Below are 12,862 nucleotides of genomic sequence, written 5' to 3'. Positions count from 1 at the left end.
TTTATTCTAATTCTTCTAATTGATTAATGTATTGTTCTAACTTCTTAGAATCATTTAATGTTTGTTTCATATCGTCATAAATTTTACGACGTTGTTCAAATTTTTCATACAAATTCAATTTAGCTTCATAATCTTCTACTAAATCGCCAGTTCTTCTTATATTATCATAAACTGCTTGTCTACTCACATCAAATGTCTCTGCAATTTCACTTAGTGAATAGTCTCTCAAATAAAACAGTTCCATATAATTTCTTTGTTTTTCAGTTAATAATGTTTGATAAAAATCAAACAAATAATTCATTCGCAAAGTTTTAACTAAATCATTTTTCCCCATTTGGATTATCCTCATTATTAAAATCTAATTCAGCAACTTCATCTGGAATATCTTCATTTTGTTCAATCATATCTGCAAATAAGCCATATACATAACTTTCTGGGTTAAATGGTTGTAAGTCATCAAGTTTCTCACCTAATCCTACATATTTCACAGGTATATGAAGTTCATTTCTAATCGCAAGTACAATACCACCTTTAGCAGTACCATCTAATTTAGTTAATACTATACCTGATACGTTTGTAACTTCTTTAAATGAACGTGCTTGAGATAATGCGTTTTGACCTGTTGTTGCATCTAAGCATAATAAAGCTTCATGTGGTGCATCTGGTACAGCTCGGCTAATGACACGTTTCATTTTATCCAATTCTTGCATTAAATTAGATTTGTTTTGTAAACGTCCTGCAGTATCACAAATTAATATATCGACACCTTTATTTTTAGCGGCATTAATTGCATCATATACAACTGCAGCAGGATCTGAACCTTCACTTTGACGAATTACTTCAACACCTACACGGTCTCCCCAAACTTGTAGTTGATCAATTGCACCAGCTCTAAATGTATCTCCAGCAGCAAGCATTACTTTTTTGCCTTCCATTTTATATCTGTGTGCTAATTTACCGATTGTAGTTGTTTTACCAACACCATTTACGCCAACCATTAAAATGACATTCAAACGGCCGTCTTCGAGATTCATTGCTTCTGATTGGTCATCTTCTTGATGATAAATTTCAACAATCTTTTCAACAATAACTTCACGTAAATCTTCAGTTTCTTGTATATTTCGACGTTGAGCTTCAGTACGTAATTCTTCTGTTAATTGCATCACTGTGTTGAAACCAACATCTGCAGTGATTAACATTTCTTCAAGTGCTTCGAAGAAATCTTCATCTACTGTTCTATAACGCGCGATCAAATTATTAAGTTGTTCTTGGAAGTTCTGACGTGATTTTTCAAGTCCCGCTTTAAATTTAGCACCCATTTTTTGTGCTTCAATTTCTTCAAAGTCTTCAATTGAAATTAATCCATCGTCATCAAAGTCCGCTTCACTTAATTTACGTGGTTTTTTCTTCGGTTCTATCTGTACTTCATCATTGTCATCATGAGTTGCGCTACTTTGATAACCTTCTTCTTCTGATAATTCTTGTTCTATATCTTCAGTAGATTTCGTTGAAAATTTGTCTTTTAATCGTTTAAAGAAACTCATGCTTGTTCCTCCTTCATAACCTCATCAATTGTATTTAAGTTGACACTTACTAATTTTGAAACACCTGACTCTTGCATCGTCACACCATATAAACGGTCTGAATATTCCATAGTTCCTTTTCGATGTGTAATAACAATAAATTGAGTTTGAATAGATAATTCTTTTAAAAATTGAGCGTATCGAATTACATTCGCTTCATCGAGTGCAGCCTCTACTTCATCTAGTATAACAAATGGAGCAGATCTTACTTTCAAGATAGCAAATAGTAGTGCAATAGCACTTAATGCACGCTCACCACCACTTAATAAAGATAAGTGTTGCAATTTCTTACCAGGTGGTTGAACAATAATATCGACACCAGCTGATAAATAATCATCATCTGTTAACTCTAATTTAGCATGTCCACCTCCAAATAACGACTGAAATACTGTCGTAAAATGAGATTGCACTTGTAAAAACGTTTCTTTAAAACGACCTTTCACTTCTTGGTCCATCTCACTTATAATTTGTTCAAGTGTTTGTTTCGCTTCACGCAAGTCTGTACGTTGTTCATCTAAGAAAGTATAACGCTCATTTAATTCTTCAAATTGCTCAATAGCATTTATATTTACTGGCCCTAGTTCTTCAATTGACATTTTAGTTAGTTTGACTTTCTTTCTCAACGCATCAATTGGCGTTTCTGAAGAGAATTCACTTCTAGCCCGCTCAACGGTTAGTTGATATTCATCATTCAAATGATCAATTGCATGGTTAATCAATACATCTAATTTCGATTGTTGTGCTTTTATATCTTGATAAAAACTTTCAATTGACAATAAATCTTGATGACATTCTTGCAATGTAGCTTCATGTGACTCAACATGTTCATTGACATCAATACGTTCTTTTTTCAATTGTTTTAACTGATCAGTGATGGATTGTCGGTCATTTTCTTTAGATTTTATCTGTTGTTGTAATTTTTCAAATGCTTGTTCCCCCATCATTTCGTCAGAATTGAAGAGTTTAATTTTATCGTCAACATTTGTTAATTGTTTGTTAATCGTCTCTATCTGTTTATCTGTACGTTCTAATGACGCTTTTTGAGCATTTATTCGTTCTTTAATTACAGCTAAGTCAGAACGTCTTTGGTTTAATTGTTGTTGCACTTGAGTGGTATTCTCTTTACCTTCTTTAGATAATTGAGTATAACGTTCAATATCTGTTTCAAGTTGTTTTAACTTACCTTGAATAATAGTTAAACGCTCTTGTTTTTCAGTTAAAGTAATGCGACTATTTTCACTTTGGTAGCCATCATTTTTCTCGAACTCAAATTCCTCATGTTCATCTTTAATGTGCGCTTCTTGTGTTTTAAGTCGATCTAATTCTAACGCTTCGTTATGAGATTGTTCTTTTACTTCATTATATTTCTGACTCATTTTAAAATAAGTTTCGCTGAGATGTTCAACTTCATTTTTTTGTTTTTGTAGCTGTTTCTCGAAATCTTGTGTTTGTGATTCATAATCTTTTAATTGATTACGCATAGTTGTCAGTTCATCTTTTTGTGAAAGAATACTCTTCGTCTTGCGCGCACCACCACCGGTCATAGAACCACCAGGATTAACAATATCTCCTTCTAAAGTTACAATGCGTGTTTTATATTGGATAGCTCTTGCCAGTTCATTAGCATGTTTCAAATTGTCTACGATAATAGTAGTACCTATTAAATTTTCAACTACAGCTTGATATTGTGAATTAACTTTAATCGCATCTGAAGCTACATTGATAAATCCATTTGTATTTTCAGCGATGTGTCTAATATTATTAGATAATTGTCTCGATCTTATAACATTTAATGGTAAGAATGTGGCTCTACCAAGACCCTTTTGTTTTAAAAATTGTATTGCCTGGCGTCCATCTTTTTCACTATCAACTATGATATGTTGTAATGAAGCACCTAATGCGGTCTCAATCGCTTGAGTCAATTCAGATGGCACATTTATCACTTCTGCAACAGCACCATGAATACCTTGTAGGTAATTATTTTTAGCTTTTAACACATGTTTAACACCATTAAAGAAATAAGTATAATCCTCTTCTTGAGTTTCTAAACTCTCTATTCTAGCTCTCATTTTATCAGTGTATCGATAAGCCTGATAAAGTTTATCTTCATATTCAGTTTGAGTTTGTTTAGCTTTTGATAACTGCTGTTCTAGTTGACTTATTTGAGTCTCAATATCGCTCAATTGTTTAACAGTAGCTTGATGGTTGCGTTCTGTATTAGAAATTTCACTTTGCAACGCTTTAAGTTGATTGAACGCTTCAACCAAGCGAGAATCTAAGCGTGATTTTTTCGCTTCATTCTCTTTAATCGTATGCTCTAAAAAGCGAATATCATTATTTACATCTGATTGTTCAGACATTAATTCATAGTATTCATTTTTGATTGATTCCAATTTTTCGTCATGTTGTTCATCAGAAACATACAGTTTTGATTCTAATTGATGAATACTATTATTCAACTCTTTTTGTTTTTCTTGTAAGGCAGTAATTTGTTGAGTAATATCAGCTTTTTCATTATGAGCATTTTTTAATTCTTGATGTAAATTATCTAACTCTTCTTCAAAACGAGCATTCGTTTCTGATTGATTTCGTTTTCTTTCTTCTAAAACATTCAATCGACCTGTGAACTTTTCATATTCTTCAGTAGCTTTGATTAAATCATAGTTTAATTGTTCAATGTCATTATCAATTTGTTGACGTTGAGACTTTTGCTTTTGAATATATTTATTAATCTGAGCTTGTTTTGCTTCTTTATCTGCTTGTTGGCTTTTTAAATCATTTAATTTTTGATCCAGTTGACGATTATCCTCTGAATATTGGTCGATATCATGTACAGTAACAATAACATCACTTTGTTTCATCTCTTCAGACAATTTTAAATACTCTTTTGCAATTGATGCTTCAGCTTTTAATGGTTCAACGCGTCCTTCTAAATCATATAAAATATCTTCTACGCGTGTAAGATTATCTTCAGTGTGGTCTAACTTTTGTAATGATTCAGCTTTTCGCTTCTTATATTTTAATACACCAGCTGATTCTTCAAGTATTTGTCGTCTATCAATAGGTTTAGCATTTAAAATTTCATCTACTCTACCTTGAGATATAATACTAAATGCTTCTTTTCCTAAACCAGAATCCAGGAATAATTCAGTGATATCTCTTAAACGCGCTTTATCATTATTAAGGTAGTATTCGCTCTCACCACTACGATATAAACGACGTGTCACAACGATATCATCTGAATCAACTTGTAACTTTCTAGCTTTATTGTCAAGTTTCAATTGTACTTCTGCATAATTCTGAGCGTTTCGATGTTCTGCTCCTGAAAAAATAATATCTTCCATTTTAGAGCCACGTAATGATTTGGCGGACTGTTCACCTAATACCCATTTAATGGCATCAGTGATATTACTTTTTCCGCTACCATTAGGCCCAACAATTGCAGTTACACCCTTGTCAAATTGAACATCTGTGTGATCTGCAAATGATTTAAAACCTATGGCATCAATTGATTTTAAATACACCATACTATTCTCCTTGTTAATCATTCCACTCATTCTAGTTGAGAGGAGGACAATATTTTACCGTTTAATGGTTTTCTTTAATATATGTTAAAGATTATTATTGCTTTTTAATTTTGAATAAGCGCTCTCTGCCGCTTTTTGTTCTGATTCTTTTTTAGTTTTACCTTGACCTGTTGCTACTGCTTCATTCTCTAAAATGACTTCCGACGTAAACAATCGATGATGCGCTGGACCTTCTTCTTTAATTAAACGATAAATCACATCTCCACGATTTTGACTATGAACATACTCTTGAAATTGTGTTTTAAAATCAACAACACCAACCAATTCATCATCCTCAACAAATGGAAAAATCACTTTCTCAGCAAATTGCCAAACTATATCTAATCCTTGATCAAGATATAAAGCCCCGACAAAAGCTTCAAAGGCATCGGACACTAATGAAGGGCGTGTTCTCCCACCCGTTTTTTCTTCACCTTTACCTAATAAGATAAGTTGATTTAACTCGATTTTGTTAGCAAATATTACAAGTGAGGGCTCACATACAATTGTTGCACGCATTTTTGTTAAATTACCTTCTGGTAAATCCGGATGTTTATCAAAAAGGTAGCGTGATACCGTCAATTCTAATACCGCATCGCCTAGAAATTCGAGTCGCTCATTATGTGCCAAACGATCCATATTAAAGTCATTGATAAAACTTGAATGAGAAAAAGCTTGTTGATACAAGTCAATATTTGAATATGTAAATCCCAACTCATTCATTTTCTTCGCAAACTGTTGTTGAAAGTCATTAACCATTTCTATTTTTTTTGGATTAGTCACATTAGAACCTCCCATATGTTTATACTTTGTTTGATTCTTAAGAAAAAAATCTGAGCCATCTTGTAGACGACTCAGATGTAAGTTTTTATTTTTCAAGACTATTGATGTATTTAACTGCATCACCAACAGTATTGATTTTTTCAGCTTCTTCATCAGGAATTTCAGTACCAAATTCATCTTCTAATTCCATCACTAATTCAGCGATATCAAGTGAGTCAGCGCCTAAATCATCTTTGAAAGATGCGTCTTCAGTTACTTTATCTGCATCTACACCTAAACGGTCAACGATGATATCTTTTACTTTATCGAAGTTTTCCACGTCGATTCACCTCCTTTAAAAGTGTCTATCCATAGACTACTATATTTTCCCATTTTAATGGGTAAAATACAAGCATTTCTTAAACACTGATAATAAAATTCAAGTACTTCAATTACATGTACATGCCACCATTGACATGGATTGTTTGGCCAGTAATATATTTCGCTCTATCAGATGCTAAAAATGCTACTGTATTCGCTATATCTGTATCTTCACCAAATCGAGATAAAGGTATTTGTTCTAACATTTGTGATTTTAAATCATCACTCAGTGCGTCTGTCATATCCGAAACAATGAAACCAGGTGCTACCGCATTGACAGTAATACCACGTGATGCAAGTTCACGTGCGCTTGATTTCGTTAAACCTTCTATGCCTGCTTTAGTAGCAACATAGTTAGCTTGTCCTGGATTACCCATGGCACCTACAATACTTGATAAGTTAATGATTGCACCACCACGTTGACGAAGCATTTGAGGTGTAGCCTTTTGAATGCAATTAAATGTACCTTTAAGATTAGTATTGATAACATCATCCCATTCATGTTCTTTCATGCGCATTAATAAGTTATCCCGAGTGATACCAGCGTTATTTACAAGTACATCTAACGAACCAAATTGACTAACGACTTCTTTAATCATAACTTTAACTTCGTCGCCTTCAGCTACATTTGCTTGAATCGCAAAACTTTCAACACCTTTAGCTTTAATTTCAGAAACAACTGCTTCAGCTTTTTCTTTATTACCTGCATAGTTTACGGCTACATTGAAACCATCTTCAGCCAATTGTAATGCGATACTACGACCAATACCTCTTGAAGCACCAGTCACTAATGCATTTTTATTCGTCATGATTATTCCATCCTTTCACATCTTCTAATGTTTGAATTGATGTCAATTTAACATCGCGATTTATTTTCTTAATTAAACCAGATAAGACCTTACCAGGACCAATTTCTATAAAATGATTTACACCTTGCGCAATTAACCATTCTACTGAATCGATAAATTCAACGGGTGCATATAATTGTTTAATCATATTGGACTTAATTGTTGCTGCATCAGTTTCACCCTGTGCATTAACATTTTGAACTATCGGTAACGATGCATCATGCCACTCAAATTGATTAATGAATGACTCAAAGTCTTTTTCAATCACTTGCATCATTGAAGAATGGAAAGGTCCAGAAACCGCTAAAGGTAAGACACGTTTAGCACCTAACGATTTTCCTTCTTCAACAAATTTATCAATAAGTGATTTGTGACCTGAAACTACAATTTGACCCGGACAATTAATGTTTGCTGGTTCGACCAATTCATCATTTGTAGATAATTCTTTGCATATTCGGTCTACTTCTTCATAACTCAAACCTAATACTGCAGCCATACTACCAACACCATTTGGAAAAGCTTGAGCCATTAATTGACCACGTTTGCGAACAATCTTAACTGCATCTTCAAATTTTAATACTCCTGCAGCAACTAAACTAGAATATTCACCTAAGCTGTGTCCCATAGTATAATCAGCATTAATATTATCTAATGCACTATATAACGCTATACTATGCGTCAATAAAGCTGGTTGTGTATGTTCAGTTTCACCTAGTTTGTTCTCATTATCTGTAAACATCGTTTCCAATAAATCAAAGTCCATTGCTTCTTGAGCTGTATTTAGAATATTTGTCGCTTTCGTATCCTTATTAAACAAATCACTTGCCATGCCAACTTTTTGTGCACCTTGACCTGGGAAAATAATTGCTACCTTACTCATCCTTACCACCTACCGTCTCTCTCATAATCTCGACAATCTTTTCATCGCCAGCAATTTTAGCTTGTCGAATCGCAGAATAAAACGCACGAGCATTAGATCCACCATGCGCTTTAACAACCGTTCCGTCAAGACCTAATAATACTGATCCACCGTATTCTGCATAATCCATCTTCTTAGTAAATGTATCTAAGTCTTTTTTTAATACTAAAGCTGCTAGTTTGTTTTTTAAACTTCCTAAAAATGTTTCTTTCAACATTTTACCTATTGATTTTGCAGTACCTTCGATATTTTTAAGTACCATGTTACCCGTATATCCATCAGTTACTACTACATCAGTATTACCTTCCATTAACGTTTTAGCTTCAATATTACCATCAAAGTTAAAGCTTTGATCGCCTTTAAGTAGTTGGTAAGATTTCTTAGTCAATGTATTACCTTTAGCTGGTTCTGTACCGATATTTAATAATGATACTTTAGGATTTTGAATGCCACGTATTTTTTTAGCATAAATATTACCAAGTTGTGCATATTGCAATAAATGTTCAGGTTTCGCATCTGCATTGGCACCCACATCTAAAAATACAAATCCTTTTCCATCAATTGTTGGTAAAGTGACTACAAGTGCTGGTCTTGCCACACCTTTAATACGACCAACAATGAATAAACCTGCTGACATAAGCGCACCGGTATTACCTGCAGACACACATCCATCCGCTTCACCATTTTTCACTGCTTCTGCCATTCTTACCATTGAACTGTCTTTCTTACGTTTAATAGCTCTTACAGGTTCGTCTTCCATTTCTATTTTCTCAGAACAATGTCTAAATTCTATACGTTCATGATTGAGTGTGTATTGATTTTTATCACCAAATAAAATAATCTCTAAATCTTTAAAATCATTAACTGCTTTCTCAACAGCTTCTAAGACGATACCGGGTGCGTCATCTCCACCCATCATATCAATAGCAATTTTAACCATGTCATTCATCCTCGCTTATATAAAACATTTTAAACGTTCCTTTAAACACTATTGTGTCTCTTACGTATGAGTTTACTTCTATAACAAAATGGTGCGAAGTTTTATTTACAACGTGTGCTTCTGCCCTTACTGTATCATTAAGTTTAACTTTCTCAATGAATGCTACATTACTTTCCTGTGTTAACACTGTTGATTTATGTATTAAGGCTACACAAAGCGAATTTGCCTGAGCAAATAACACATGACCTCGTGCTATCTGAGTCTTCGTAAAAACGGATTCTTCAGTAATTTCAATGAGGGATTGAGCGGATATATTTGGTTCAACTTGAATTAAATCTCCAACCACTTCATTTGCCTCTAGAGCACGAATTTGTTCATAATTTTGCTCAGCTACTAATTTAATACGCTTTCGTAGTTCTGGAATACTTAGGTTTGTTCTATCTAACCGTATGGTTTGAATACTAACTTCAAACTGTTCACATAATTCACTATCCGTAATAAAGGGATTTAATTCAATTGCTTTTTGAATCGCCTGACGACGTTCTGCTTTTTTCAATTTCAATTAAATCCCTCCTTAAAAGTGAAATTAGTACCAAGTCTTAAACATTCCTCACATATCATAACACTTTCCGTTTGATAAGCTCAACAAATATCATAGTGCTATATTTTATTTTTTGACAATAGTGACTTTTAAGTATCAATCAAAACTCATATGTAGCAAGTTCTGATTAATGAATTCACGTAAGTGCTGATATGTTTCTGTAAAAAATTCACCTGATTGTATCAACTCTGCCGCCTCGTCTCGAGCTACTTCAAGCATTCGATAATCTTCAACAATGTTCGCTACCATAAATTCAGGCAAACCACTTTGTTTAACTCCAAAGAAGTCACCAGGACCACGCATTTCTAAATCACGCTCACTCAATTCAAAACCGTCCGTTGTTTGCGTCATAATAGTCATGCGTTCTATGCCATTTTCTGTCTTGGGAGATGCGATAAGGACACAGTAACTTTGGTGTTCACTACGTCCTACACGACCTCTTAATTGATGCAACGTTGATAAACCAAAGCGGTCTGCATCATATATCATCATAAATGTCGCGTTTGGTACATTGACGCCAACTTCAACTACAGTTGTTGAAACTAGTATATCTATATCATGTTGACTGAATCGCATCATAACCTCATCTTTTTCTTCAGCTGACATTTTACCATGTAATAACCCTACTTTTTCCTCTCCATAATGTAGTTTAAGTGATTCATACAACTCGACTACATTTTGCACATCTTCAAGATGCTCTGAACTCTCAATCAACGGACATATTACATAGGCTTGACGTCCTTTCTTAAGTTCAGACGTCATTTGTGATAGCACTTGCTCATATTGTTCATGCTTTGACCAATTTGTAATAATTGGCTTGCGCCCTTTAGGTAGTTGCTTAATGGATGACACATCCATTTCACCAAATACAGATATAGCAAGTGTTCTAGGAATTGGTGTTGCTGTCATAAAGAGTACATTCGTCATCGCACCCTTTTCTCTTAAAAGTTGACGTTGATTGACTCCGAAACGATGTTGTTCATCTGTTATGACAAGTCCTACATTTTGAAATGTTACATCATCTTGAATAAGCGCATGTGTACCTATTAAACAATCAATAGTACCATTTTCTAATTGCTCTAATAGAACTTTTCTTTTTTTACCTTTAACAGAACCTGTCAGCAATGCTACATTCATGTACTCACCGAACAGTTTAATTAAACTATTTGCATGTTGTTCAGCTAAAATTTCCGTAGGGACCATTAATGCTGATTGATAGCCCGCTGTTTTCAACGCATACATACATATTGCTGCAACAACTGTTTTACCTGATCCTACATCACCTTGTAGTAATCGGTGCATACGTATCGGCGCTTTTAAATCTCTAAAGATTTCATTCACACTCTTTTTTTGTGCATCAGTTAATTCAAAAGGTAAAGTTTCTATAAAATCTTTCACTTTTTGAATATCGTAATTTATCTCAATAGCTTCGTCAGATGACTTTTCTAAACGATTTAACCACTGCATTCTTAATTCAAACATAAATAACTCAGTAAAGGCATATGTTCTTCTAGCACGTAATAAGTCCTGTCGATCCTTGGGACGATGTAAGGCATATAGTGTATCCTCTAAAGATTCTAATTTATATTTCTGTTTAAGTTCTTCTGTAAGCCATTCATGGATTGTAACATCATCTAAAGTTTGATAAATCATATCCCGCATTTGTTTTTGTTTAATGCCCTCTTTAATACGATAAACAGGTTCTAACTTAATTTCATTTGTATCTTGTGATTTTTCATTAAAAAACATCCTGTTTCCATTTATTTCTTGTTTTGCACGATTCCATTTTCCTTTAACAGTTACCGTCCCATGAAGTTCAATTTTCTTTTTCAAGTATGGTTGATTAAAGAAGATACACTTGACCGCGATGTTATCTACCATCAAGTGTACTGTTAACTTTGATTTATTTCTGCCGAAAAATGCGACAGTTGGCATCGAATAAACTTCTCCGACAATTGTGACTGTAGATTGATCTTCAGCCATATTTAAATCTACAACTGTATTATCTTCGTAACGAGTCGGTAGATAGAGTACTAAGTCTTCAACCGTGTTAATATTCAGTTCTTGCAATAAAGCAATTCTTTTTGGTCCTAGTCCTTTGATACTTTGAAGCGGATACGGACTTTCTATTAAATTGACTTTAGTCATAACTTCTCACCTAGTATTTGTAATATTAATCTTTATTTTATCATGATTAGGCTGATTAATTGATTGTTACGCCTTTTGCACTATAAAAAAGGTACGAAACAATATTCATTACGAATTCATTGTTTCGCACCCTAATTCACTATATGATTAATGTTTATCTTTCACATGCCCATCCATCTTTATCACGGTCTAACTTAGATTGATAAGCAGGATGTACTTTTTTAACTCCATTGGGATATTTCTTTCTCATCAAAGTACAATTTTTATAATATTCTTTAGATTGCTTTTTTGTTGTTTTTGAAGGTGAGGTCTTTGGTGTTGTTGGCTTCACAGTAGAGTTGGCAGTAGATGTCTGACCTGTCTTGGTTTTAGAGTTCGATGTTGTCGTACTCCAAATATTTAACTTTTCAGCTTGAGCTTTCGATTGACTCACCTTCAACATCTGTTCGAACGTATTATTAGGTGGATAAATGTATGTTACTCGTGCTAATCCTTGTCTTACAACGGCTTCATTAACCATTCTACCATCAGCATAAACATACGCTAAATAACGACCATATTTATCTGTGCGTTGCCCTCTATCAAACTGCACTTGAATAGTACGAGCATTCGCTAACATATTTGTCGTGAAACGACTAGCTTCTGGACCATATTTTTGAACAGGTTTACGTGGATCTTTAGTTTCAGGTGTATCGATAAGCAACAATCTAAAAGTCGATTTCTTCCCTTTGTAAAGTAGTTGAACAGTATCTCCGTCAATACCCTTCACAAATTTAACTTTCTCTTTCGTTAATACATTACTTTGCGCATTAACAATGTGCTGTGGCATTACTACTAATAATGAGGTAAACGCTATTAAAATCGACAAACTTGCAATGGCAACCTTCTTTTTAAAAAGGAGTAACATAAGACTAATAACAAGACAAATAAATACTAAATATAAATTCCCCATAAGTATTCTCCTAATATTTAATATACATATATTTTATACTAAACATCATAAAAAATACTATTAAAATTTTAATATTTTTATCACTTAAATCACTTATAAGAAAATGAAAGTTTAGCTCCATATAAAAAAGGCTCTACGTCAAATCGGACTGATGAGTCCAAA

Annotated in this window: 11 protein-coding genes; all 11 read right to left on the bottom strand. The window is 33.7% G+C overall.

What is annotated here, in order from left to right; genetic code table 11:
* Position 1: 1 nt before the first annotated feature.
* On the bottom strand, positions 2 to 334 hold the full coding sequence (locus HMPREF3265_RS00660) for a putative DNA-binding protein (RefSeq protein WP_011275964.1): 333 nt from the start codon (positions 332 to 334) through the stop codon (positions 2 to 4).
* Complete coding sequence (gene ftsY / locus HMPREF3265_RS00655; protein WP_070442279.1) at positions 321 to 1,544, bottom strand: signal recognition particle-docking protein FtsY; 1,224 nt, start codon at positions 1,542 to 1,544, stop codon at positions 321 to 323. The genes HMPREF3265_RS00660 and ftsY overlap by 14 nt, the downstream gene beginning before the upstream one ends.
* Entirely contained in the window at positions 1,541 to 5,110 is a 3,570-nt protein-coding gene (gene smc, locus HMPREF3265_RS00650) for a chromosome segregation protein SMC (protein ID WP_070442276.1), read from the bottom strand. The genes ftsY and smc overlap by 4 nt, the downstream gene beginning before the upstream one ends.
* Positions 5,111 to 5,194: 84 nt before the next feature.
* The gene (gene rnc / locus HMPREF3265_RS00645; RefSeq protein WP_370739552.1) at positions 5,195 to 5,947 is read right to left on the bottom strand and encodes a ribonuclease III; all 753 of its coding nucleotides are present in this window, start codon (positions 5,945 to 5,947) and stop codon (positions 5,195 to 5,197) included.
* A gap of 70 nt (positions 5,948 to 6,017) precedes the next feature.
* Complete coding sequence (locus tag HMPREF3265_RS00640; protein ID WP_001830184.1) at positions 6,018 to 6,251, bottom strand: acyl carrier protein; 234 nt, start codon at positions 6,249 to 6,251, stop codon at positions 6,018 to 6,020.
* 112 nt (positions 6,252 to 6,363) lie between these two features.
* Positions 6,364 to 7,101, bottom strand: coding sequence for a 3-oxoacyl-[acyl-carrier-protein] reductase (gene fabG, locus HMPREF3265_RS00635; protein ID WP_070442271.1), 738 nt, complete (start codon positions 7,099 to 7,101; stop codon positions 6,364 to 6,366).
* Entirely contained in the window at positions 7,091 to 8,020 is a 930-nt protein-coding gene (gene fabD, locus HMPREF3265_RS00630) for an ACP S-malonyltransferase (protein WP_070442268.1), read from the bottom strand. The genes fabG and fabD overlap by 11 nt, the downstream gene beginning before the upstream one ends.
* Entirely contained in the window at positions 8,013 to 8,999 is a 987-nt protein-coding gene (gene plsX, locus HMPREF3265_RS00625) for a phosphate acyltransferase PlsX (RefSeq protein ID WP_070442266.1), read from the bottom strand. The genes fabD and plsX overlap by 8 nt, the downstream gene beginning before the upstream one ends.
* Position 9,000: 1 nt before the next feature.
* Complete coding sequence (fapR, locus tag HMPREF3265_RS00620) at positions 9,001 to 9,561, bottom strand: transcription factor FapR (protein ID WP_070442263.1); 561 nt, start codon at positions 9,559 to 9,561, stop codon at positions 9,001 to 9,003.
* A 135-nt stretch (positions 9,562 to 9,696) separates the two neighbouring features.
* Positions 9,697 to 11,748 (bottom strand): ATP-dependent DNA helicase RecG, encoded by a 2,052-nt coding sequence (recG, locus tag HMPREF3265_RS00615; RefSeq protein WP_070442260.1) that lies wholly within the window; start codon positions 11,746 to 11,748, stop codon positions 9,697 to 9,699.
* Between the two features lie 154 nt (positions 11,749 to 11,902).
* Positions 11,903 to 12,700, bottom strand: coding sequence for a thermonuclease family protein (locus tag HMPREF3265_RS00610; RefSeq protein ID WP_070442258.1), 798 nt, complete (start codon positions 12,698 to 12,700; stop codon positions 11,903 to 11,905).
* Positions 12,701 to 12,862 lie beyond the last annotated feature (162 nt).

This window comes from Staphylococcus sp. HMSC62B09 (assembly GCF_001839115.1).
GTDB classification, from domain to species: Bacteria; Bacillota; Bacilli; order Staphylococcales; family Staphylococcaceae; genus Staphylococcus; species Staphylococcus haemolyticus.
This window is presented reverse-complemented; position numbering and strand designations above follow the sequence as displayed.